We start from the raw sequence: 24,411 nt of genomic DNA, 5'->3' as shown, positions 1-24,411 counted from the left end.
CTTAACTGGCATCTATGCCAAGATGTACAACATTTAACTGTTGTTCCAACTTAATCCCACCTCAACACTAGCAAACTATAAAGCGTTGAAATTAAAGAATAAATCAGATTTTATTTGCGCTATAAGAATAGTCGCTCTATAGCGCAAAAAGGCCGGTGATTAAATAATCACCAGCCCTTGCCTGATTTCTCAGGCAGCGAACCTAGCAAAAGCTAGATTACTTAACCTCAACTTCAGCACCAGCTTCAGTAAGTTCTTTAGCAAGAGCTTCAGCTTCTTCCTTAGAAATACCTTCTTTAACTGGAGTTGGAGCAGCTTCAACAAGTGCTTTAGCTTCTTTTAAGCCAAGACCAGTTGCGCCACGAACAGCTTTGATTGCCGCAACTTTATTAGCGCCAGCGCCAGTAAGGATTACGTCAAATTCTGTTTTCTCTTCAGCAGCTTCAGCAGCAGGACCTGCTACCATAGCAGCTGCAGCAGTTACGCCGAATTTTTCTTCCATTGCTTCAACTAGAGCAACAACGTCCATTACTGACATTTCAGCAATTGCGTCAAGGATTTGGTCTTTAGTTACAGACATTACAAATTTCCTAATAATTAACGGACTCTAAGGTCCAAATAAATTTACACCGAAAGGGATTAAACAACTTAAAATTAAGCAGCTTGCTCTTCTTTCTGTACACGTACTGCTTCAATTGTTTTACACAATTTGCCAGCAGACGCTTCTTTCATAGCGCTCATTAAGCGTGCAACAGCTTCGTCGTATGTAGGTAGAGTTGCAAGCATAGCTGCGTCTACTACATTACCTTCAAAAGCGGCCATCTTAAGTTCGAAATGCTCATTCTTTTTCGCGAAATCTGAGAAGATACGCGCAGCAGCACCTGGGTGCTCTGATGAGAAAGCGATTAAGCTTGGACCAACTAATGAGTCAGAAAGGCACTCAAACTCTGTACCTTCAAAAGCACGTTTTGCTAAAGTGTTACGGACAACTTTCATCCAAACACCATTTGCACGAGCTTCTTTACGAAGGGCAGTGATTGCACCAACTGTTACACCACGAGAATCTGCAACAACTGCAGAAAGAGCACCATTGGCTGCTTCGTTGACTTCAGCAACAATTGCTTTTTTGCCTTGAAGATTTAAAGCCATGGGTGTTACTCCTGGTTTAATGGGTTACCGTTTATCGGCTTCCCTGTTTTACTCTTCCCCATCAATAAAGATGGAGATGCTTTTTACGGCGAGAGCCAGAAGATTAGGAAAAATCTATCTGGGGATTCACACCGTCTACGTAGGTAATATTAAGGCCGAAGCCGCCTACGGTCTTGGACGGAAGCCCAATTTATCGCGTTGCCCAAAGGCGCTTCGAAATTATGGACTTCAACCCGAATTCTTTACTTTGCGATTAACTAAATTAATCAACAAAATGGCGCAAAATTATAGTACAAATTTCACGCCATGTAAACACTCAATTAAGCAACAACTGTGCTTAAAGTGCTTTGGTCAACAGAAACACCTGCGCCCATTGTTGTAGAGATAGTTACTTTCTTCAAGTAAACACCTTTAGCTTGAGAAGGTTTAGCCTTCTTAAGCGCAACAATTAGAGCTTCAAGGTTTTGTTGTAACTGCTCAGCAGTGAAATCAACCTTACCAATCGTAGTATGGATGATACCATTTTTGTCATTGCGGTAACGCACTTGACCTGCTTTCGCATTTTTAACTGCTTCTGCAACGTTAGGTGTTACAGTACCAGTTTTAGGGTTTGGCATTAGACCACGTGGGCCTAAGATTTGACCTAGTTGACCAACAACACGCATAGCGTCTGGTGATGCAACAACAACGTCAAAATTCATCTCGCCTTTCTTAACTAGTTCAGCAAGATCTTCCATGCCTACTAATTCAGCACCGGCTTCTTTTGCAGCTTCTGCATTAGCGCCTTGAGTGAATACAGCAACACGAACGTCACGACCAGTACCGTTAGGTAGTACAGTCGCACCACGAACGTTTTGATCAGATTTACGAGCATCGATACCAAGGTTAACAGCAACGTCAACACTTTCTACGAATTTAGCTGTCGCTAATTCTTTTAAAAGAGCAACTGCTTCGTTAATTTCGTAATCTTTAGTTACTTCCACTTTTTCGCGGATAGTACGCATACGTTTAGTTAATTTAGCCATTATCTTAGTCCTCTACGTTCAAGCCCATCGCACGCGCAGAACCTGCGATAGTGCGAACCGCAGCTTCTAAATCAGAAGCTGTAAGGTCTGGTTTCTTTGTCTCAACGATTTCTTCAAGTTGAGCACGAGTTACTGTGCCTACTTTTTCAGTGTTAGGACGGCCTGAACCAGATTTGATACCTGCAGCTTTCTTAAGTAAGTAAGCAGCCGGTGGCGTTTTCATGTCGAACGTAAATGAACGGTCGCCGTAAACAGAGATCACTACAGGAACTGGAGCGCCTTTTTCGATAGATTCTGTACGTGCGTTGAACGCTTTACAGAATTCCATGATGTTTACACCGTGTTGACCTAGTGCTGGACCTACTGGAGGACTAGGGTTAGCCATACCAGCAGCAACTTGTAGCTTGATTAGAGCTTCAACTTTCTTAGCCATTATAAATACCTCATTAGGTGGGTCTTAGCCTTGTGCGCGCGAGGACGCGTACTCTAGCGGCTTCCCAGTTTAAAAATTGGTTTCTCACTTTTTAGTAAACAGTTAAACAAACGTTTTCCCTGAATACAAAAAGGCCGCTGATTATAAGTTAATCAGCGGCCTTTTTCAAGCTTCGTGCCAAAAATTAAGAAACTTTTAACACAACGCTTTAAATCAATTACTTATCTTGTTCAACTTGACCAAACTCAAGTTCAACTGGCGTAGAACGACCAAAAATAAGTACCGATACTTTTACGCGGCTCTTTTCGTAGTCAACTTCTTCAACCACACCACTAAAGTCAGCAAATGGACCATCAGTAACACGAACCACTTCACCTGGTTCAAATAATGTTGCTGGTTTAGGCGCTTCAGCGTTTTCTTGTAGGCGATTAAGAATGCGATCAGCTTCTTTAGAACTAATTGGTGCAGGACGGTCTGATGTGCCACCAATAAAGCCCATAACACGTTCAGTGCTATTTACTAAGTGCCAGCTTGCATCGTTCATATCCATTTGTACTAGTACGTAACCTGGGAAGAATTTACGCTCAGACTTACGCTTTTGACCAGCACGCATCTCAACTACTTCTTCAGTAGGAACTAATACTTCACCAAAGCTATCTTCTAGGCCTTTGATTTTAATGTGCTCTAATAATGTTTGAGCAACACGCTTCTCATAACCTGAGAAAGCTTGTACTACGTACCAACGTAGTTTCTTTTCGTTATTCTCATCCGACATGGGATCAGATCTCCAATCCAGTTAAAAAGCCTACAGCGCGGAATAAAATGCCATCTAATCCCCAAAGGATAAGTGCCATAATCACTGTTGCAACCATTACGATTAATGTCGTGTGCGTTGTTTCTTGACGCGTTGGCCAAATTACTTTGCGTACTTCAATACGCGCTTCTTTAGCAAAAGCAAGGAATGTACGTCCCTTAAAAGTTTGCGAAGCAATAGCTAAACCCGCCGCTATTGCAACCACAACGCCAATAGCACGTAGTAATACAGACTGATCTGCAAACATATGATTACCAACGACTGCGCCTGCAAGTAGCGCAATTGCTACTAACCACTTTACTGACTCCATCCCACTTGATGGTGTTTCTATATTCGTGCTCATAATATTATTACCTTAACTACAGACACAACAACCCTGCACGTCGACAGGGTTAATCCATTAAAATCTAAACTTAAAAACAAGCTTACTCAAACCGATTTTTAGTTCTAGACTTTATTCACTTTGTAAAAATTGGCAGGGGCGGAGAGATTCGAACTCCCAACCGTCGGTTTTGGAGACCGCTGTTCTACCAATTGGAACTACGCCCCTGCAAAGTGGATGCCTATTATACTTACGCAATCCATTAACACAAGAGTAAAAAGATACCCATAACTTAAAATCTCATTGGCCACACTCAAAATCAAACTTAACATTAATAAAAAAGCAGTTTATGATTGTTTCACTTTTAGGAATATTAATAGCACAAGGAAGCGGGTGCATTTACTTCATACACTTTACAAAATCGTGATTCTAAGCGTTTTATGCTTATTTCACAGTGCACTCGTCGCGCGCGCTATTCACTTAGATACATATTCTAGTGAACAGGGGTTATCGCAAAATTCGATTACTTGCAGTATCACTGACAAGCAAGGGTTTCACTGGTTTTCGACACAAGGCGGTCTTAATCGCTTTGATGGTTATGAGTTTAAACGCTTTAAGTCTCACCCTACTGAGGCTAGCATTTCAGGAAACTGGGTCACCGATTGTCTGGCTGCCGATCAACATGCTATTTGGTTTTCTACCGCCAGTAATGGTTTAAATTTACTTGATACTCAAACCGGCCAATTTAAGGTTTTTAATACGCACACTGAGTTGGCTATTACTGATAACCGCATTTGGTCATTGGCTTCAGATAGCCTAAATAATATTTGGTTAGGCCATGAGCATGGAAAGTTAACGCGTCTAAATATAGTCAAGAATGAAGTAGAGTCGCTTAGCTATAATAGCCCCGAGCAAGCTAATACAGTCATACAAGATATTGTTATAGATACACAACAAAATGTCTGGTTAGCAACCAACGAAGGATTAATTAAGTTTAACCCAAAGCATAAAACCTTTAATCACATTGCAGGAAGTCATAAAAATTTATGGCGGCTGCAATTAAATGCACAAGGGCAGCTATTAGTAGCAAGCAAACAAGGGCTTAGCCTATTTAACCCTAAAACAGAGGCTTTTCTAGAGTTTGCTCAGTTTGCAGGTGTATGGATCACCGATATCTTAGTTGACGACACCGATACCTTGTGGCTAACAAGTTATGGTAAAGGTTTATTTTACAAAACAGAGCAAAGTACATCTAAAAATAATTTTCAGCACATACCGCACAATAAGCAGCAACTAAATGGGCTTGCTAATGATTACTTATTGTCACTTTATCAAGATCGGTTCGGTATCATTTGGATTGGTACAGATGGCTATGGGTTACAACGTTATGATAAAAAGCAAAATCAATTTTCGCATCAACAGCACTTGAGCGATGATGACAATACCATTAGTCATAATTTTGTTCGCGCTCTACTCAAAGATACACAAGGCCAATTATGGGTTGGTACTCGTGACGGTTTAAACAAACAAACCGACACAGGTTTTAAGCACTATAAAGTTAACTCAAAATTACAAAGCGGCCTAACCAATAATAATGTCTTTAGCCTGCATGAAGATAACAAGCAGCGACTTTGGATTGGCACTTATGGCGGCGGATTACTGCAATATAAACCAACTGAAGATAATTTTATTACCTATACAATGCAAAGCCATCAGCTTAGCAGCGATCGTGTTTATGCGATAACGAGCGATCCTAAAGGAAATTTATGGCTAGGTAGCAATCAAGGTTTAACACGCTTTAATCCCGACACCTTAGAGGTTCAACATTACAAGCACGACAACTCGACTAATAGTCTTGCTAACAATACCGTGTTTACTCTGCTTTTTGATCAAAATACAAACGGATTATGGGTCGGGACGCGTGCAGGTTTAGATTATCTAAGCATGGAAGATGAATCATTTACTCATTACCCCGCCAATCAGGTATCGCAAACTGGTTTAAGCCATAATATGGTCACCTCTTTGCACCTACAAAATAACGATACTTTATGGGTGGGTACCTTTGGTGGTTTAAACCGCCTTGATAAAAAAACACAAAAAATCTCTTACATTACCGAACATGATGGATTACTAAACGATAATATTTTTGCCATTAAAGATGATAGTAAAGGCTACTTATGGCTAAGCAGTAACCAAGGACTGACTCGCTATAATCCCACGAATCAAGCTATGCAGCATTTTTTACCTCGTGACGGCGTGCAGCATAATTCGTTTATTTTAGGTGCTGCTTTTCAAGCACCTGATGGCGAGCTATTTTTTGGCGGAATCAATGGCTTTAATCAGTTTTACCCTAGTAAACTGCAACTGAGTACTTCAGCACCAACCCCGGTATTAACTGAGCTATTAATTTACAACCAAGCAAGTGAAACAAAAAACTACTTAACAGATAAAAAACAGCCCGCAAAACTAATAAACCATACTAAAAAACTCTCTTTTCCAACCAGCCAAGGGGTCATTGGCTTTAAATATGCCGCCATTAATAACGCTTCATCGGCTAATCAATACCAGTATGCTTACAAGCTAAATGGTTTAGATAAGCAATTTATCTATACCGATGCAAGCCAACGACAAGTTAACTATTCACAGCTAAGTGCAGGTAACTATCAATTACAATTAAAAGTAAAAGATCAATACGGGCAATGGAGCAAAGTTCACACTATGCTAAAGCTGACAGTGACGCCTCCTTGGTGGCAAACGCAATTAGCCTATGCGGCTTATTTTATAATAGTTTTGATTATTACATGGTTAATTTTAGCGTCACGCTATCGAGCTAAAACCGCAGAGCAACTCATTCAACAAGAAAGAAAGCTCAATCAACTAAAGACCCAATTTTTAGATAACATCAGTCATGAACTTAAAACGCCATTGAGCTTAATTTTAGCGCCAGTAGAAAACTTACAACAGCAACAACTTGGTGCTCAAGCACAACAACAAGTTTCTATAATTAAGCGCAACGGGCACCGCCTTCTTAATTTAATCAATGAGTTATTACAGTTAAGTCAGCGTCCAAGTTCGGCTACAGAGTATGTATCCGCTTATTCTTTAAGCCCTTTTGTAGCGCAAATAGTAGACGACTTTGCTATTTTGTTTGCCCAAAAAAATATTAATTTTTCCTTTAAAGACACGACGCAACAGCCTAGTTACATAAATTTAGAAACTAAACATACTTTATCTATTATTGATAATTTATTGACCAATGCACTTAAATACACCCCATCAGATGGAACCGTTAATCTAACGCTTTCTAACACAAACAATAATGTTGTTATAACGGTATCTGATACTGGTATTGGTATTGAAGAGCACCAGCAAGCGCTTATTTTTGAACGCTTTACTCGTATTGCAACACACAACCAAACAGGCAGTGGTATAGGTCTCGCTCTGGTTAAGCAGCTTGTAGAGCAATACGACGGGCAAATTTCATTAGCCAGTAAAATAAACAAAGGAAGTTGTTTTACAGTCACGTTGCCATTGTGTGAATCAGATAACTTATTAACGGATAAACAACTAGCGTCCTCTCAAACTATGCTGGTAGAAAACAACAAAAAACTACTCATTGTTGAAGATAACGAGGAAATGCGTGAGTTACTGGTTTCATTATTTAGTGATAACTACACCTGCTTCACCGCTAATAATGGAGAAGAAGGGCTAGTGCTGTGCCAAACTCAAATGCCCGATATAGTGCTCAGTGACGTAATGATGCCTACGATGGATGGATATCAACTTCTCAGTGCCATTCGCTCAGATATCTCTATTAATCATATCCCTGTTTTATTACTCTCTGCCAAAGCAGACAATCGCAGTCGAATAAAGGGGCTTGATTTGCTGGCCGATGACTACCTGTGTAAACCCTTTGAAGCATCATTATTAAAAAGTCGGGTTCATGGCTTATTAGGCATTCGTGATGCGTTAAATAAGCACCTAATAAAACAGTTATCAGCCCAAGCACATGCTGTGACCTTAGATGTACAAATAGAGCAGAATAAAGATTACACGTTTACAGAACGCTTAAAAACAATCTTGCGTGAAAATTACCAAAATGAACTGTTTAGCGTGGAAGAGTTTGCCAGTGCAATGTGTTTGAGCCCTCGTGCACTGCAATTAAAAATGAAAGCACTTTTTGACATTACACCCAGCGATTACATTCGCAATACCCGCTTAGAATATGCAGCAAAATTATTAACTGATAGCGACTTAACCATAGGTTTAGTTGCAGATAACACCGGCTTTAGCTCTCAAAGTTACTTTGCCCGTTGTTTCAAAGCCAAATATTCACTTACACCAAAACAATACAGAGAAGCGCAAACATGTAAAAGTAATTAGCTTCGCGTGTGTACTCAAAGCTTTCGCCTGAGTACTATTTTTAAGCTACTGATTTATTTAAATTAACCTTAATTAGCCATTGCTAAAAAAATAACTACAAATGTAATTAAGCACATAAATTAAGGAAAATCCTATGCTCTCATCCATACAAAAAACGCTACTTGCCACAGCATTAATAACCAGCTTAAGCGCATGCCAAAGCACCTCAACAAACGTTACTTCAAATCAAAACTCGCCTGACATTAATGAAGTAAGCAAACAGCAATACAATGGCCCTAAAGCACGTATCGCCGTGGCGCGTTTCACTGATAAGTCGAATAACTCTAGATGGTGGCGAAAAGAAATTGGTGAAGGTATGGCAGATCAACTTACCACCGCACTTGTTGGCACTAATCGCTTTATTGTATTGGAGCGCCAAGCACTAGACGCTGTACTTTCAGAGCAAGATTTAGCTGTATCAGGCAGAGTGAGTGCACAATCGGGTGCTGCGTATGGCGAAATTGAAGGCGCTGAGATTGTCGTCGTTGCAGCGGTTACTGAATTTGATGATGACAGTTCAGGGGCAAGTGTTGGTTCAGGCGGCTTTATTGGTGATGTGTTTAGTTCTGTTTCAGCTGGCTTTTCTGGATCGCACATGGCTATTGATTTACGCTTAATTGATACGCGCACTTCACGTATTCTGGCCGCTACTAGCGTTGAGGGTGGTAGCAAAGATTTTGATTTTACCAGCGCAGCGACTAACTTTGGTGGCGCACTCGTTGGAGGAAGCCTTAGTGGTTGGTCAGACACTCCAAAAGAAAAGGCACTACGAGAAGTAATAATTAAAGCCGTTGAATTTTTAGAAACTAAAATTCCAGATACCTACTATCGTTATAACCAAAACAACACGCTTGCAGCAGGCTATACAGCGCCACCGCCGCCAAAAGTAACTAGTAAAAAAGCAGCACCTGCTGCCGTCGCTGTCGATGTGCCGAATCATAGAATGCCACATTACGAAAAAATGGACTTGGCTATGTCTCGTATGAACTTGGTTTGCTTAGGGTATTTAAAAAACCAACCTAATTATGAAGAGTTTGAAACTGAAGACGTTAAGTACGACCGTCAAACTGTATTAGCACTGCGCGAGTATCAACAAGAGAAGAGCTTGAAAGTAACGGGCCTTGCCGATGAAACAACAAAGAAATCTTTAGATGACTCAAAATGTTTAGCAAAAACTCAACAGTCAGGGCTAGAAAGCTTAGGCAACATGTTTAAGTTTAACTAATCAGCATCTTTGATTTTTAATTAAGCAATAAAAAAGCGGCTACTCTATAGCCGCTTTTAATCTACTCGTAATAACTCACCGCGATAAAAATCACACAGTAACCATATTTGTTCAAATTGATGGGTATTTGGAAAACATACTTTTTTGACTGCCGCTTCAAAGTCGCTCTTATGCCAAATAGTACTAGCGTTACGAATTAACAACCACGTACGCTTTGAATAATAACGCTTAGTCGCTTTTTGTTTTAATAAGCGCTCCAACGCTGATTGCAACCGGTGTTCGCTTGGTTGTTGCGCCATGTCGGCTAAATCACGCTGCATTTGTATCGACAGTGGCCGGCCTAACACGGCCATGGCTTCCGTTTCACTGGCGTATAAATGCGCCACCTCTATATCGAGTTTCTGATTTTCTTGATAACAGCTTACATCGGGTCTATTTGGTTCATTGTGCCAAATATGGCGCATATGAATTCCCATTTGCTGTTCATAACATCGCAAAAACAACTTGGCCGCATCGTGCTCTAATTGTTGTTTTTCGGCATCACTGCTGCGCTTCATTCAACACCTTATAAACGTCATTTAACAGCGATGAAGCGCCAAACCTAAATGTTTCTGGTGCTAAATAATCATGCCCCATAATCTCGGTTGCTAGTTGCAAATAAGCATTTGCATCTACTGCGGTCTTGACTCCACCAGCAGCCTTAAAACCAACTCGCTTTGATGATTTTTTGATGGCTTTAAGCATTATTTCAGTTGCTTCAAGCGTGGCATTTACTGCTACTTTTCCTGTACTGGTTTTTACAAAATCAGCTCCGCCTTGAATGGCAAGCTCGGTTGCTTGAGTAATAAATGCTGCTGTTTTTAGCTCGCCAGTTTCAATGATCACTTTGAGCTTAGCACGGCTGCCACATACCTTTTTACTTTCACTAACGTATTCCAGCACGATATCGGCTTCACCTTTTAAAAGCGCTTTATAAGGAATAACTAGGTCAATTTCATCGGCCCCCCGCTCTATGGCTATCAGGGTTTCATTGAGTACTTCATTGAGTGGCGCATCACCAGAGGGAAAGTTAGTTACGGTGGCCACCTTTACATGGCTCAATAAGCGATTAGCAAGTGCTATTTTAGCGTCATCAACAAATTCACTAAACACACAAAGCGCAGCAGGCGTGCCTAGCTTAGGGTTTATACTGTTTACTAATGCGTTAATACTGGCTTGACTATCATCAGTGTTTAAACTGGTTAAGTCCATTAAGCTAACGGCTAGCGTGGCGTTTTGAGTATTGTTTGTCATTTTATGCCTATGAAATTGTGTGACCTTAAACTATATAAGAGCATCATAGCTTAAACTTGCTATAGCTCATAACCAAACACTATAAGCGCGTTTTTTATACTAAATGTCACTCTACCCCTTACTAAATACGATTTAGACCTAAAAAACATGATTCATATAACTTTTAAGAATATCAACTAAGATTTAATTATTTTTTACTTATCAATAGCCACTATATTCTGCTTCTCAGTTAAACACTTTATTATTTTTTAGGGGCGTTATTCAGTGCAATATTTACCTATCTTTACCAAACTCGACAACAAACCCGTATTGGTTGTTGGCGGTGGAGAGGTTGCCTTGCGAAAATGCCGTGCGTTTTTAAAAGCACGTGCCGATGTAACGCTAGTTGCCCCTTGGTTTTGCGAAGAATTAAAAGAACATGCGCATAATAATGAAGTAACATTAATTGATGCCTATTTTGAAGAGTCGCATCTTGATGGCAAAATTTTGATTATTGCCGCCACCGACAACGATGAAGTAAACAACACCGTATTTGAACTCGCCAATGCGCGTAATGTGTTTGTGAACGTGGTGGATGATCAACCTAAATGTACCTTTATTTTCCCCTCTATTGTTGATCGCAACCCAATTACCATTGCGATTTCAAGTGCAGGTACCGCGCCGGTTTTAGCAAGGCGCTTACGTGAAAAGCTCGAAACACTTATTCCGCAGCATATCGGCCCACTCGCTAACTTGGTCGGTGGCTTTCGCCATAAAGTAAAGCAACGCTTTAAACATTTTGCTGATCGTCGCCAATTTTGGGAAGGCGTGTTTGATTCATCAGTAGTAAGCAAAGTCCAAACCGGTGATACCCATGGCGCTGAGCAACAACTAGAGCAAATGCTAGATGCCAAAGTTGAACCAGAAGGCGAAGTATACGTAGTCGGTGCAGGCCCAGGCGATCCAGAGCTACTCACACTAAAAGCGCTGCAACTAATGCAACAAGCCGATGTGGTGGTATATGATTACTTGGTATCCGATGAGATCATGGAATTAGTGCGTCGCGATGCCGATTTAATCTGTGTGGGTAAGCGCTTAGGCGATCACAGCGTAGCTCAAGAAGATACAAATAAGATGTTGGTTGATTTAGCACAACAAGGTAAAAAAGTGTGCCGAATTAAAGGGGGCGACCCATTTATTTATGGCCGTGGTGGCGAAGAAGTCCAAGTACTGGCAGCCAATAACGTAAATTACCAAATAGTGCCAGGTATAACGGCAGCCGCGGGATGTAGTGCCTACGCAGGTATTCCTTTAACGCATCGCGACCATGCTCAGGCTATTCAGTTTGTTACCGGACACTGCAAAAAAGAAGGACAAGAACTTAATTGGCAGTCGCTTGCACAAAAAAACCAAACACTGGCTATTTATATGGGGGTGATTAAATCGCCGCATATTCAAGCCGAGCTATTAAAACATGGGCGAGCAGCAACAACACCAGTGGCCATAATTGAAAACGGCACACGCAAAAATCAACGTGTTGTCACAGGACAGTTAGACCAATTAGCGCAGCTCATTGAGCAACATCAAATTATTTCACCCGCTTTACTGATTATTGGTGAAGTAGCTTCGCTGCATCAAGAATTACACTGGTTTGGCGAAAAAGCACAGATCAGTAGCTTTGCTCAACCGCTGACAGACGTAGCGTAGTTTAACAGATTTTAATTTAATCATTTTAGTAGGACGACCAACAATGGCTTTAACTCACCTTCAGCAACTTGAAGCTGAAAGTATCAAAATCATGCGCGAAGTCGCCGCTGAGTTTGAGAACCCAGTTATGCTTTACTCAATCGGTAAAGACTCATCGGTACTTTTGCATTTAGCTCGTAAAGCATTTTACCCTGCAAAAATTCCGTTTCCGTTATTACACGTAGACACCAACTGGAAGTTTCGTGAAATGATTGAGTTTCGCGACCGTTTAGCCAAAGAGTATGGCTTTGATTTAATCGTACACAAAAACCCTGAAGGCATCGAAATGGGTGTAGGCCCATTCACCCATGGTTCGGGTAAACATACCGATATCATGAAAACCCAAGGATTAAAGCAAGCGCTCAACAAGTACGGTTTTGATGCAGCATTTGGTGGCGCACGCCGTGATGAGGAAAAATCACGGGCTAAAGAGCGCGTGTATTCATTTCGTGATAAACACCATCGCTGGGATCCTAAAAACCAACGTCCTGAGCTTTGGAATACCTATAACAGCCAAGTGAATCCAGGTGAGAGTATTCGAGTATTCCCACTATCTAACTGGACTGAACTAGATATTTGGCAATACATTTATCAAGAAAATATCGAAATGGTGCCACTGTACCTTGCTAAAGAGCGCCCTGTAGTAGAACGCGACGGTACCTTAATCATGGTAGATGACGATCGCATGCCGCTTAATGAAGGTGAAGTACCACAAATGAAGTCGGTTCGCTTTAGAACCTTAGGCTGTTATCCACTCACTGGCGCGGTTGAATCAACGGCAAGCAGCCTAACAGAAATTATTGAAGAAATGTTGCTATCGTCGTCATCTGAACGTGAAGGTCGGGTGATTGATCATGATTCAGCAGGCTCTATGGAGAAGAAAAAACGTGAGGGGTATTTCTAATGTCTAACCTAAATAACGATACATTTAACGAAGTAAAAGAAATTGGTATAGACGCTTACCTAGCACGTCAACAAGATAAAAGCTTATTACGTATGCTAACGTGTGGCAGCGTGGATGATGGTAAATCAACCCTAATTGGCCGCCTACTGCACGATAGTCACCAAATTTATGAAGATCAGCTAGCTGCACTTCATAAAGATAACGAAAAAGTAGGTAATGCCGGTGAAGAACTTGATTTAGCATTGTTAGTTGATGGCCTACAAGCTGAGCGTGAGCAAGGCATAACAATTGACGTAGCGTACCGTTATTTCTCAACCGCTAAGCGTAAGTTTATTATTGCCGACACCCCTGGGCATGAGCAGTACACCCGTAACATGGTAACGGGTGCATCAACCAGTGATGTTGCCATTATTTTAGTGGATGCACGTTATGGCGTGCAGGTACAAACTAAGCGCCATAGCTTTATTTGTGACTCATTAGGCATCAAACAGTTTGTGGTTGCGGTTAACAAAATGGATATTGTTGATTTTGACGAAACCGTTTATGAAAAAATTAAAGCCGATTATTTAAAATTTGCCGAGCAACTTAACGTATCAAACATTAAGTTTGTGCCTATGTCGGCGCTTAAAGGCGATAATGTAGTAACTCGCTCTGCACACACTCCTTATTACACCGACAAACCATTGCTTGAGCTGTTAGAAGACTCTCCGGCAGCTGAAATCGACACTGGTTTTGAAGCGCGCCTTCCGGTGCAGTATGTGGTACGTCCTAATTTAAACTTCCGTGGTTTTCAAGGCACGCTGACCTCAGGTAAATTACGCGTTGGCGATGAGATAAAAGTACTGCCTTCAGGTAAAACATCCAATATTAAAGAGATTGTTACTTTTGATGGCAACCTCGACACCGCCGAAGCAGGCCAAGCAATCACGGTTACTCTTAATACTGAAATAGATATTAGCCGAGGGGACGTTATTGTGCCTGCGAATTCGCAAGCGCAAGTAACCAACCAATTACAGGCTAAAATTGTATGGATGCACGAATCGCCATTAGTACTAGGTAAAAGCTATAACTTAAAACTAGGCAGCAAAAACACCTCGGCTATGGTCACAAAAATAGACCACACTATTGATGTAAACACCCTAGAGCATGGCAGCGCAGATTCATTACAATTAAACGAAATTGCGATTGTGACACTGGAGCTCACCGAGACTATTTTAGCGGATCAGTACCATCACAATCACGAAACAGGTTCGTTTATTCTTATTGACCGTTTATCAAACTTAACGGTTGCAGCAGGAATGATAGAACAGGTACTACAAAGTGAAGAAAATGCGGGTAAATTTAGCGACTTTGAAGTTGAGTTTAATGCCCTCGTACGCAAACACTTTCCACATTGGCAAGCGCTTGATATTTCAAAGCTATAACGTTTAATAACCGCCTGTTAGGAATATTTAAAGCATGGTAGAACAGCTCATTTTAACAGGCATTATGTTGCTTTTAGTCGGGTGCCTATTTGGCACCCGTATTAACCCTGCGTGGTTATTTGTCAGTGCCATAGGCACCAGCTACCTAGCGGGGTTAATTGACTTAGAAAGCATGCTGGTTAATTATACTAACCCATCATTAATTACCTTAGTGTTATTAATTTTAGTGTCGATAGCGATAGAAAAAACCACGCTTATTCAACGCTTAGCTAAATCGTTATCCAGTGGCAGTTTAGTTAAATCAGTGACCAAGCTTGGGCTTTCTACAGCGTTTTTGTCTTCCTTTACTAACAATACCGCGGTGGTTGCCTCCTTAATTACCGCCATAAAAGATAACCCAAACCACTCCCCTTCAAAGCTGTTGCTACCCTTGTCGTACACCGCAATTTTAGGCGGTACTATTACACTCATCGGTACCTCTACTAACTTAATCGTAAATGGCTTTGCAGTAGATGCGGGGATGGCGCCATTAGGCTTTTTTGATTTTACCTTAGTGGGTTTAGGCGCACTCAGTGTGGGCTTAATCACTATTTTAGTGATGCTAAAATGCCTGCCCGACAACGGCAAAAATAGCCAAGAGGTGGTGCCTTTTTATTTAGAAGGGAAAGTACAAACCGGCTCTAAACTAATAAACCGCACCGTAGAAGAAAACGGTTTACGCGATTTAAAAGACTTGTTTTTGGCTGAAATTATTCGCGATGGCAATCGCATTTGCGCCGTGACCCCCCAACATATTATTCAACAAGACGACATACTGCTGTTTGTAGGCGATATAAAGTCGGTACCTTTGCTCACTCGCTTTGACGGCTTAAAAGTGGTGCACGACAAACACGAAAAAGACATAGAACACCTCGTTGAAGTTGTCGTTAGTCAGTCGTCTAAATTAATTGGCAAAACGGTAAAAGAAGCCCGCTTTAGAGAGCAATTTCATGCGGCCGTTATTGCTATTCGCCGTGGTCATGACCGCTTACAAGGCGGGCTTGGGCAAGTGCGCTTACAAGCGGGTGACTCATTAATCCTCGCCCCTGGTAAAAGCTTTTATGATTTAACTAACTTAAAACGCGAATTTGTGTATATTTCAGGGCTTGATTTACAAACCCACCTCGGTGCAAAGCAATCAAATATTGTGTTGTTAAGCTTTGCGGGTGTGCTGGGATTAAGTATTTTAGGTGCAGTACCGCTGGTTAAAGGCTTGTTAGTGTTACTTATTGGCCTAATGCTGTGTGGTACTATTAAGCTGAGCGAAATAAAGCGTCGCTTTCCTATTGAGTTACTTGCCGTAGTAGGCAGTGCCATAGGTTTAGCTAAGCTGATGATAGGCACCGGCCTTGCTGGGCAAATATCAGACGCCATGTTTGTAGTGCTTGGCGACTTTGGCCCTTATGGCGCGTTTATCGCAATCTTTTTAATGACGGTGTTATTTACCGAATTGATCACTAATAACGCCGCAGCGGCACTGTCGTTTCCGGTTGCCTACTCATTGGCTATTGGCTTTAACGTAGAACCTTTGCCGTTTATTATGGCGGTTGCATTTGGTGCCTCAGCCAGCTTTATTTCACCTTTTGGTTATCAAACTAACTTAATGGTTTATAGCGCGGGTAACTACCGACTAAAAGACTATGTAATGATGGGGCTACCCCTTTCTATTATTTATTCAATTACCGTACTAACTTTGATCCCGCTGGTATTTCCGTTTTAATGCCCGCGCTTATAGCATAAAGAGACACAGCAAATGGATAACAATATTGTTTGGCATAATTACGCCATCACTAAAGTACAGCGCAGCGAACAAAAAAAGCATAAGAGCGCTATTATATGGTTTACTGGTTTTTCTGGCTCAGGTAAAAGCACCGTTGCGAATGCTTTAGAAGCGGCACTCAATCAGCAAGGCGCGCACACGTACCTACTTGATGGCGACAATGTACGCCATGGTTTATGTAAAGATTTAGGCTTTAGCGATGCCGATCGCGTTGAAAATATCCGCCGCGTAGGCGAAACCGCCAAGCTAATGGTTGACGCTGGTTTGTTAGTCCTTACTGCGTTTATATCTCCTTTTAAAGCTGAGCGTGACATGGTTCGTGAATTAGTAGATGAGGGTGAATTTATCGAAGTTTTTATCGACACCCCTCTTGAGGTGTGCGAAAGCCGCGATCCAAAAGGCTTATATAAAAAGGCGCGCGCCGGTGAAATTAAACACTTTACTGGGATTGATTCAACTTACCAGCCGCCGGTTAATCCTGAAATAATTTTAGATACCAGTAAAAACACCCTAGACCAATCGGTAGCTCAGCTGATAACGTATCTAAAACATCAGCATATACTATAGGCCCATGTAATGAATCAGACTGAACTGCTAGAAGAAACCCTTATTCTCGCCCGCAAAGCGGGAAGCGCGATTATGGGTATTTACAATAAAGACTTTAACGTTGAGTACAAAGCCGATGAAAGCCCTGTAACCGACGCCGACTTAGCAGCTCATAAAATCATTAGTGCAGGACTAAAAGAGCTCACCCCCGATATTCCTGTGCTTAGTGAAGAAAGTGCCGATATTGGTTGGGATGTACGCCAAACATGGAAAAGCTACTGGCTGGTTGACCCAATCGATGGCACCAAAGAATTTATAAAAAAGAACGGCGAGTTTACCGTTAATATTGCCCTAATCGAAAATGGCAAACCGGTTTTAGCCGTGGTTGATGCCCCTGCACTGGGTGTATCGTACATAGCCGCTGAAGCCATTGGTGCTTTTAAAGATAAAGGCGATGAGCGCATCGAGCTTAAAGTTACCACCAAGCCTAACAAAGGCCTTATTCGTGTTGTAGGTAGCCGCTCGCACCCTTCCCCTGATTTAGCTGAATTTGTAAAACGCTTTGATGAGGTTGAAATGGTGTCAAAAGGTAGCTCACTGAAACTGTGTTTAGTCGCCGAAGGCAGCGCCGACATATACCCGCGCTTAGGCCCAACTTGTGAATGGGATACCGGAGCAGGCCACGCCATCGCCGAAATAGCCGGAGCAAAAGTCACTCAACTTGATGGAAGCCCGCTTTTGTACAACACCAAAGATGAATACTTGAATCCGTATTTTATTGTGAGTGCGATAGAAGAGTAAGGGTAGTTTTTAGTGGTTAGCTATCAGTTGTCAGCAAGACAAGTGGTAGCTTTAACTCTTTGATGTTACCAGTTGATGTCTAGCAAACGGTGAAAAAACATGCCTAATTTATTACTTGCTAGGTTTTAAGTACATCATACTACCTTTAAATACATCAAATAACTCACAATGAAACTTTTGAAGACTATCAATTAGCTCCTCAATTTCCCTTAGATTACGAGTAAACTCGGGATTTGATTCTTGCGTACCAGGTAATGAATTAATTTGCATTAAGTTTAGCCAGGCTGATGCATCAGAGTCTACTTGAAATAACCAATCGGTCACAATACCGTCAAAATAAAAATCAGCTAGGGCGAGTGCCTCTTGAAGCTCTTCGTATAACTTATCATCGACCACACGATTTATATCAACGCTACGCAAAAACCTTTTAACAACTATATAAATATGCAGTTTATTTGAGTTACTTTCACGCTTCTCTTTATCAACATTAAGCTTCCACTGCTGGTATGCAATAAAGCCTACTGAGATGGCAATTACAGGGCTTAATAAAGCCGAAAAGATATCAATAACTTGCTTAGCTGTACTTAACGCTTCCAATTTAAATTCCTTTTAAGTTAACCCATTTAGATCTTTTTTAAGTTTTGTAAGTCAAAAAAGAAAGTCCTATCCCTATTTATCTACAACCCTAACGATTTTGCTGGGCGATAAAAGCAAGCGAGTGTTGATTGAATAAGTCAGGGCGTTCTACGTTACAAACATGGCCGCATTGGTGAATAGTTTGCAGTACGCTATTTTTATGGCGCTTAACCATTTCTTTAACCGGGCCAAGGAACATGTGATCTTCTTTACCCATAATGTAAAGAATGGGTATATCAATGTCTTTTTCTTTGAAATATTGCATTAAAGGGTTTACGTCCATGGCTAATTTAAACCATTTTATAAACTCTTTTTGACACAAGCGTTTTGCTTCACGAACAAACAAAAGTCGGGACTCTTTATGGCGCTTTTTCGGCATCATAATAAAAGCAAATAAACGATACAGCCACATGTAAGGCAACAAGTGTTTAAAGGTATTGCCTAAATAAACCAAAGTATTACTACGGGTATTAAAACGAGTAACCGCTCCACCTAGCACCATGCTAGAAACATATTGCGGGGCGATTTCTGCAATATTTCGAATAAGAATTGTGCCCAATGAAATACCAACAAAGTGTGCGCTGGTGATATTGTTATGATCTAACACATCAATAATGTCTTTAGAAACATTATTAAATGAGTAATTATTATCTACAAAGTTTTGTAATAGATCATTAGATTTACCGTGACCGCGAAGATCAAGCAACAACACATTATATTCTTTTTTATAAGCTTTAAGCTGACGAAACCAGATTGCCGAACTACCCCCTGCGCCATGGACAAATACTACCCATGTTTTACTGGTTTCGTGCACAAAAATAGTATGGAAAAGAATGTCTTTGCTCATTGCAATTAGCGGCCTATTTACTTCATTTGGCTTATTGAATTGTAGAAAGTATAACCGAGTTTAGAAAAAATCTCTTATGAAGTTCCGATTAATGGCTTGAATATTACAGGATAAAACCCGTTTTGAGTTATTAGCTATCAATTAACTGGCCAAGAAAGTGAGCAAGTACTCTCAATTCTCATAAGTACACTTATCAATCATTCACTGAGTTAATCTATACCAAGTACACATTGACTTGAAAATAACTTTTCAGATTATATGTCCCGCCTTTCACACCAATCATGCTGATTATTCACGCATTTCGCGGCATATTCCTGCACTAATTGCGCAGCTTTTAAACACTGTTTCATATTCGTGACAGTCAGTAACTAATACGCTACAACAAATTTATATCCAAGACATAAAAACACATGAAATGAGTGCCTAAAAACTATATTCTTCGGCGCAATTATTATGATAAATAATGGATACACACACATGACAACATCTCAAGGTGCAACGCTTTCAAATGCACCAGCACAAGACGCACACACGTCTAAATCAAAATGGAATCTGCATGATACGCAGTGGACACTTAGTCTTTTTGGCACCGCAGTAGGTGCAGGTATTTTATTTTTACCGATTAACATTGGTATTGGTGGTTTTTGGCCGCTGATTATTATGGCGTGTTTAGCCTTTCCGATGACCTTTTTAGCCCACCGTGGCTTGGCGCGTTTTGTATTATCGTCAAAAAATAAAGAGGCTGATTTTACCGATGTGGTAGAAGAGCACTTTGGCGTAAATGCGGGTCGACTGATCTCCTTGTTATACTTTTTATCAATTTTTCCTATTTTGCTTATTTACGGTGTGGGTTTAACCAATACGGTAGACAGCTTTATGGTCAATCAGCTAGGGATGGAGTCGCCGTCACGCGTTGCGTTATCGGGTATCTTAGTTGCGCTGATGATTGGCTTAATGATGGGCGGTGAGCGCTTAATGCTGCGCGCCTTTGCTATTTTAGTGTATCCGTTAGTGGGTATATTATTCTTTTTATCGCTGTATTTAATCCCAAGCTGGCAAATGCCGGATACAAGTTTGCCTGAGCTAGGCAGCTTTAGTAAAACACTTTGGTTATCAATTCCTATTATTGTATTTTCGTTTAGCCATGCAGCGGCTATTTCAAGCTTTGTTAATAAACAACGCAGCCACTACGGTGAACTAGCAACGTCTAAGTCAGAAGCGATTCTAAAACGTACTAGCTTATTATTGATCACCTTTGTTTTGTTATTTGTGTTCTCATGTGTGTTATCACTTACAGGTGAACAAATGGCAGAAGCCAAAGCGGCAAACGTTTCTGTTTTGTCTTACTTAGCTAATATTACAGAAAACTCATTCATTGCAACGTTGGGACCTTTGGTTGCCTTTATTGCTATTATGTCGTCGTTTTTAGGTCACTTTTTAGGGGCGCGCGAAAGCTTTACCGGATTAGTAACTAAACACTCAAGCATGAGCCCTAAAGTGGCTGACAAAGTGGGTGCGGTACTGATGTTTTTTGCTATTTGGTTCTGCGCGGTTAAAAACCCAAGCATACTAGATATGATGGATCAGTTATCGGGCCCAATCATTGCGATGATTTTATTCATTATGCCAATGATTGCGGTTTACAAAGTACCTAGCTTACAAAAATACCGTAACCGTTTAAGTACCTTATTTGTACTGGCGGTCGGTTCGTTAGCCGTTTGTGCGTTACTGTACAGCATGCTTAGCTAAACGTTTTGACTCTAAAAAGCCCAGTATTTTGCTGGGCTTTTTTGTGCCTGCGGTTTATCGCAAATGATTTTTTTATCGTATTGCTTGTGAGATGTTAGCTTATATATTCGCCTAAAAATAAGCCAACTATGCAAAACAATAAATGCGTTTTTTTATTAGCCTTTATACTCATACTTCTTAGCCCTGTAATTAAAGCCGCTGAGTCCCCGACTATTTTATCAATGAAAGACAGGGCCGCGTTTATCGATAGCACTACCGAAAAACGCATCAATACGTTATTACCCACATTAATGCAGCAACACAATATAGATATGTGGCTAATGATAAGCCGCGAATATAATGAAGACCCGATATTAAAAACCATGCTGCCAGCAACGTGGTTGTCGGCAAGACGCACCACCATTTTAGTGCTAGCACGCAATGCCTCAGGGGCTGTAGATGCTTTTGCTATTGCGCCTTATAAAATAGGGAATGTGTTTAAAAAGGCATGGGACAAGCAAGCCCAGCCCAATCAGTGGCTTGCTCTTAATGAGCTTATTGAGCAATACCAACCGCGAAATATTGCTCTCAATACATCTACAGACTGGGCACACGCTGATGGCTTAGTGCATGGCGATTACACCACTTTAATGGCCAACTTACCTGCGACATATAAAAATAAAATAATCTCAGCCGAGCCGCTGGCTGTTGCATGGTTAGAGCAACGCATTCCAGAAGAAGTGGACATGTACAAACACATTGTTGCTATTGCTCATTCTATTATTGCTGAGGGCTTTTCAAATAAAGTAATTACGGTGGGCAAAACAACCAGCGACGACTTAGTATGGTGGTTTAGAGAGCGCGTAAGGGAGCTTAAACTGCAAACGTGGTTTCACCCAAGTATTGCAATACAACGCGCCGACAGTAAATCGTTCGACCACGAAGACAGTTTTACCAATGGCTATGCCGACAATGTTATTCAAGCTGGCGATTTACTGCATGTTGATTTTGGTATTACGTATTTACGCCTAAATACCGACACTCAACAACATGCGTATGTTTTAAAACCAGGCGAGACAAAAGCCCCAGATTACCTTGTTGATGCGTTAAAAAAGGGTAATAAGCTACAGGACATTTTTACGGCTGAATTTACAGCTGGTAAAACGGGTAATCAGGTATTAAAAGCCGCCCGCGAAAAAGCCATTGCACAAGGTTTAAAACCCACTATTTATACGCACCCGCTTGGCTATCATGGCCATGCAGCTGGCACGACATTAGGCATGTGGGATTCACAGCAAGGTGTGCCGGGTGATGGCGATTACCCACTGCATTTAAATACCGCTTATTCTATTGAGCTTAACAATGCGGTGTTTATAAAGCCGTGGAATAAAGAAATAAGAATAATGCTAGAAGAAGACGCCCTGTTTGATAAAACCGGTGTGTGGTATCTAAATGGCCGACAAACCGAGTTGTTACTCGTTAAGTAGCATTAAACAACACATACAAAAATGGCGCTCAGTGAGCGCCATTTTTTATTTAATGCGTTGCTATTATTCTGTATCTGGCAGATTACGACCATAGAATATTTCTTGCATTTCACGTGTTAGTTTTGAGCGAATCTCTTCTTCTTCGTCATCTGACAAATCATCAGTAGATAAACCAAATAAATACGTATTTAAATCGGTTTCTTTTAACATCATTTTGGTATGAAACAGGTTTTCTTGATACACGTTCACGTCCATCATTTGGTACGCTTCTTTAGTATCTTCTGTCATGAAGTTTTGAATCGAGTTAATAGCATGGTCAATGTAATGTTTAACGCCGTTAATATCACGGGTAAAGCCACGTACACGGTAGTCAATTGTAACCACATCAGACTCAAGGCTATGGATTAAGAAGTTTAACGCTTTAAGTGGCGAAATAATGCCACAGGTTGATACTTCAATATCAGCACGGAAAGTACAAATACCATCATCAGGGTGTGCTTCAGGGTACGTGTGAACACAAATGTGGCTTTTATCAAGGTGTGCAACCACTGAGTCAGGTAACGGCCCTGGTGCTTCGTCAGCATCATAATTTTGCTGCTCTTCTACCGGCTCTTCTGAAACCAAAATAGTTACGCTGGCACCTTGTGGCTCGTAATCTTGACGTGCAATATTTAAAATATTGGCACCAATAATATCAACCACATCACCTAAAATGTCGGTTAGTCTATCTGCACTATACTGCTCATCGATATATTCTATATATTCTTTACGTTGTTGCTCTGTTTTTGCATAGCAAATATCGTAAATACTAAAGCTTAGGCTTTTAGTTAAATTATTAAAGCCATGAAGTTTAAGTTTATCGAAGGGTTTGTTCATATAAACCAACCTATAAATTAGTGAAATCTGCACCTGCAGAATGAAAAGTTCGCGGATTTTATACGAATTTTACTCACGGAAAAAGCGTTATTTTCCCTGATCTTGAACAACTTCATGGCTGTGGGTAATTTCTACTGTTTTATCAAGCATTAATGCAACTGAACAATACTTTTCTGCCGAAAGCGAAACCGCTCTTTCTAGGTGCTTTTCAGACACATTATTACCGGTTACAACAAAGTGTAAATTAATTTTGGTGAACACGCGCGGGGCTGTTTCTGCTCGTTCAGCGGTTAACTGCACATCTACTGATGAGAACTCTTGCTTAGTTTTTTTTAAAATACTCACCACATCAACCGATGAACAACCACCAACCGACATCAATACCATTTCCATTGGGCTAGGTGCGGCTCCGTCACTGCCCGCATCAAACACGACATTATGATTGCTGTTAGAGCGACCGATGTAAGTATTACCTTCAACCCATTTTACATTTGCTTGCATTGTTTTATCTCAATAATTTATATTCATTACACGCAGACACTCGCGCGCATTTAAAATTAAATAGCGAATAAAGCGTGGTTTTAAAGGGGGAAATATTAACTAATAGCGTTATCAAATAAGTTTTTGACTAGCCCTGCAAACTCATCAATAAAAGCATGCTGTTCGACTGTGACGGTGTGAGAAGTCACACTGCTGAGTACTTCTTGTAAGTCGTAAACAATGCCATCAACTTCGCGTACAATTTGACTACGCTGCTCTGTAGATAGATCGGGGTGTTGTTGACAAATGCGTATGACATTTTCGGCAATTACATCTTCAATTAACTCAATAACCGTTGGTGCACCTGGCTTTATTTCACCTGGTTTTTCAAACAACGCTAAGTTCTGAGTTAGGTACATTATTAAGTCATCGTACCCTTGCCTGTTTAAAACCAT

The 24,411-nt window shown here is 40.9% G+C and carries 23 protein-coding genes and 1 tRNA gene; 10 read left to right on the top strand and 14 right to left on the bottom strand.

Features of this window, described 5'->3' with window-relative positions:
- Positions 1-217: 217 nt before the first annotated feature.
- The 7 genes from rplL to KK487_RS01180 all read right to left on the bottom strand — a co-directional run bounded on the left by rplL (position 218) and on the right by KK487_RS01180 (position 3,971).
- On the bottom strand, positions 218-580 hold the full coding sequence (gene rplL, locus KK487_RS01210) for a 50S ribosomal protein L7/L12 (RefSeq protein WP_013463847.1): 363 nt from the start codon (positions 578-580) through the stop codon (positions 218-220).
- A 74-nt stretch (positions 581-654) separates the two neighbouring features.
- Positions 655-1,149 carry a 50S ribosomal protein L10 gene (gene rplJ / locus KK487_RS01205; RefSeq protein WP_013463846.1) on the bottom strand — a complete coding sequence of 165 codons (495 nt, stop codon included), beginning with the start codon at positions 1,147-1,149 and terminating at the stop codon, positions 655-657.
- 320 nt (positions 1,150-1,469) lie between these two features.
- Positions 1,470-2,174 (bottom strand): 50S ribosomal protein L1, encoded by a 705-nt coding sequence (gene rplA / locus KK487_RS01200; protein WP_013463845.1) that lies wholly within the window; start codon positions 2,172-2,174, stop codon positions 1,470-1,472.
- 4 nt (positions 2,175-2,178) lie between these two features.
- Positions 2,179-2,607, bottom strand: a complete 429-nt coding sequence (rplK, locus tag KK487_RS01195) for a 50S ribosomal protein L11 (RefSeq protein WP_008108462.1) — start codon at positions 2,605-2,607, stop codon at positions 2,179-2,181.
- 217 nt (positions 2,608-2,824) lie between these two features.
- The gene (nusG, locus tag KK487_RS01190) at positions 2,825-3,382 is read right to left on the bottom strand and encodes a transcription termination/antitermination protein NusG (protein ID WP_013463844.1); all 558 of its coding nucleotides are present in this window, start codon (positions 3,380-3,382) and stop codon (positions 2,825-2,827) included.
- A gap of 4 nt (positions 3,383-3,386) precedes the next feature.
- The gene (gene secE, locus KK487_RS01185) at positions 3,387-3,764 is read right to left on the bottom strand and encodes a preprotein translocase subunit SecE (protein WP_013463843.1); all 378 of its coding nucleotides are present in this window, start codon (positions 3,762-3,764) and stop codon (positions 3,387-3,389) included.
- 130 nt (positions 3,765-3,894) lie between these two features.
- Positions 3,895-3,971, bottom strand: a tRNA-Trp gene (locus KK487_RS01180).
- A 165-nt stretch (positions 3,972-4,136) separates the two neighbouring features.
- Here KK487_RS01180 and KK487_RS01175 point away from each other — a divergent pair.
- Positions 4,137-8,126 (top strand): hybrid sensor histidine kinase/response regulator transcription factor, encoded by a 3,990-nt coding sequence (locus tag KK487_RS01175; protein ID WP_024602215.1) that lies wholly within the window; start codon positions 4,137-4,139, stop codon positions 8,124-8,126.
- Positions 8,127-8,259: 133 nt separating this feature from the next.
- Complete coding sequence (locus KK487_RS01170; protein WP_013463841.1) at positions 8,260-9,390, top strand: CsgG/HfaB family protein; 1,131 nt, start codon at positions 8,260-8,262, stop codon at positions 9,388-9,390.
- A 56-nt stretch (positions 9,391-9,446) separates the two neighbouring features.
- On the opposite strand, the gene KK487_RS01165 is transcribed toward KK487_RS01170, so the two are convergent.
- Together KK487_RS01165 and deoC are read right to left on the bottom strand one after the other, a co-directional pair.
- Positions 9,447-9,947: a hypothetical protein gene (locus tag KK487_RS01165; protein WP_024602216.1), complete on the bottom strand. Its 501-nt coding sequence runs from the start codon at positions 9,945-9,947 to the stop codon at positions 9,447-9,449.
- Positions 9,931-10,683, bottom strand: coding sequence for a deoxyribose-phosphate aldolase (gene deoC, locus KK487_RS01160; RefSeq protein WP_024602217.1), 753 nt, complete (start codon positions 10,681-10,683; stop codon positions 9,931-9,933). The genes KK487_RS01165 and deoC overlap by 17 nt, the downstream gene beginning before the upstream one ends.
- 264 nt (positions 10,684-10,947) lie before the next feature.
- Here deoC and cysG point away from each other — a divergent pair, with 264 nt between their 5' ends.
- From cysG to cysQ, 6 genes are read left to right on the top strand one after another with little or no spacing between them, the layout of a single operon-like run.
- The gene (gene cysG, locus KK487_RS01155) at positions 10,948-12,369 is read left to right on the top strand and encodes a siroheme synthase CysG (protein ID WP_016900055.1); all 1,422 of its coding nucleotides are present in this window, start codon (positions 10,948-10,950) and stop codon (positions 12,367-12,369) included.
- A 43-nt stretch (positions 12,370-12,412) separates the two neighbouring features.
- Positions 12,413-13,312 carry a sulfate adenylyltransferase subunit CysD gene (gene cysD, locus KK487_RS01150; protein WP_013463837.1) on the top strand — a complete coding sequence of 300 codons (900 nt, stop codon included), beginning with the start codon at positions 12,413-12,415 and terminating at the stop codon, positions 13,310-13,312.
- The gene (gene cysN, locus KK487_RS01145) at positions 13,312-14,736 is read left to right on the top strand and encodes a sulfate adenylyltransferase subunit CysN (RefSeq protein WP_028835949.1); all 1,425 of its coding nucleotides are present in this window, start codon (positions 13,312-13,314) and stop codon (positions 14,734-14,736) included. The genes cysD and cysN overlap by 1 nt, the downstream gene beginning before the upstream one ends.
- Before the next feature lie 34 nt (positions 14,737-14,770).
- On the top strand, positions 14,771-16,495 hold the full coding sequence (locus KK487_RS01140; RefSeq protein ID WP_024602219.1) for an SLC13 family permease: 1,725 nt from the start codon (positions 14,771-14,773) through the stop codon (positions 16,493-16,495).
- Between the two features lie 33 nt (positions 16,496-16,528).
- Entirely contained in the window at positions 16,529-17,122 is a 594-nt protein-coding gene (cysC, locus tag KK487_RS01135; protein WP_024602220.1) for an adenylyl-sulfate kinase, read from the top strand.
- A 9-nt stretch (positions 17,123-17,131) separates the two neighbouring features.
- On the top strand, positions 17,132-17,902 hold the full coding sequence (gene cysQ, locus KK487_RS01130) for a 3'(2'),5'-bisphosphate nucleotidase CysQ (protein ID WP_036955734.1): 771 nt from the start codon (positions 17,132-17,134) through the stop codon (positions 17,900-17,902).
- A 111-nt stretch (positions 17,903-18,013) separates the two neighbouring features.
- On the opposite strand, the gene KK487_RS01125 is transcribed toward cysQ, so the two are convergent.
- Both KK487_RS01125 and KK487_RS01120 read right to left on the bottom strand, forming a co-directional pair.
- Positions 18,014-18,499: a hypothetical protein gene (locus tag KK487_RS01125; protein ID WP_036955732.1), complete on the bottom strand. Its 486-nt coding sequence runs from the start codon at positions 18,497-18,499 to the stop codon at positions 18,014-18,016.
- 88 nt (positions 18,500-18,587) lie between these two features.
- On the bottom strand, positions 18,588-19,385 hold the full coding sequence (locus tag KK487_RS01120; protein WP_036955729.1) for an alpha/beta fold hydrolase: 798 nt from the start codon (positions 19,383-19,385) through the stop codon (positions 18,588-18,590).
- A 477-nt stretch (positions 19,386-19,862) separates the two neighbouring features.
- On the opposite strand from KK487_RS01120, the gene KK487_RS01115 reads away from it, so the two are divergent.
- Together KK487_RS01115 and KK487_RS01110 are read left to right on the top strand one after the other, a co-directional pair.
- Positions 19,863-21,134, top strand: a complete 1,272-nt coding sequence (locus KK487_RS01115) for an aromatic amino acid transport family protein (protein WP_028835945.1) — start codon at positions 19,863-19,865, stop codon at positions 21,132-21,134.
- 128 nt (positions 21,135-21,262) lie between these two features.
- Positions 21,263-22,600, top strand: a complete 1,338-nt coding sequence (locus KK487_RS01110) for a M24 family metallopeptidase (RefSeq protein ID WP_138764698.1) — start codon at positions 21,263-21,265, stop codon at positions 22,598-22,600.
- A 63-nt stretch (positions 22,601-22,663) separates the two neighbouring features.
- Here KK487_RS01110 and speD read toward each other — a convergent pair whose 3' ends face one another.
- The 3 genes from speD to KK487_RS01095 all read right to left on the bottom strand — a co-directional run bounded on the left by speD (position 22,664) and on the right by KK487_RS01095 (position 24,411).
- Positions 22,664-23,476, bottom strand: a complete 813-nt coding sequence (gene speD, locus KK487_RS01105) for an adenosylmethionine decarboxylase (protein WP_013463831.1) — start codon at positions 23,474-23,476, stop codon at positions 22,664-22,666.
- Positions 23,477-23,563: 87 nt separating this feature from the next.
- On the bottom strand, positions 23,564-23,977 hold the full coding sequence (locus KK487_RS01100; protein WP_013463830.1) for an OsmC family protein: 414 nt from the start codon (positions 23,975-23,977) through the stop codon (positions 23,564-23,566).
- Between the two features lie 95 nt (positions 23,978-24,072).
- Positions 24,073-24,411: a DUF3802 family protein gene (locus tag KK487_RS01095; RefSeq protein WP_013463829.1), complete on the bottom strand. Its 339-nt coding sequence runs from the start codon at positions 24,409-24,411 to the stop codon at positions 24,073-24,075.

It is taken from the genome of Pseudoalteromonas sp. SiA1 (assembly GCF_018732205.1).
Classification (GTDB): Bacteria; Pseudomonadota; Gammaproteobacteria; order Enterobacterales; family Alteromonadaceae; genus Pseudoalteromonas; species Pseudoalteromonas tetraodonis.
Note: the sequence above shows the minus strand (reverse complement) of the source record. Positions and strands in the feature narration are given on the sequence as shown.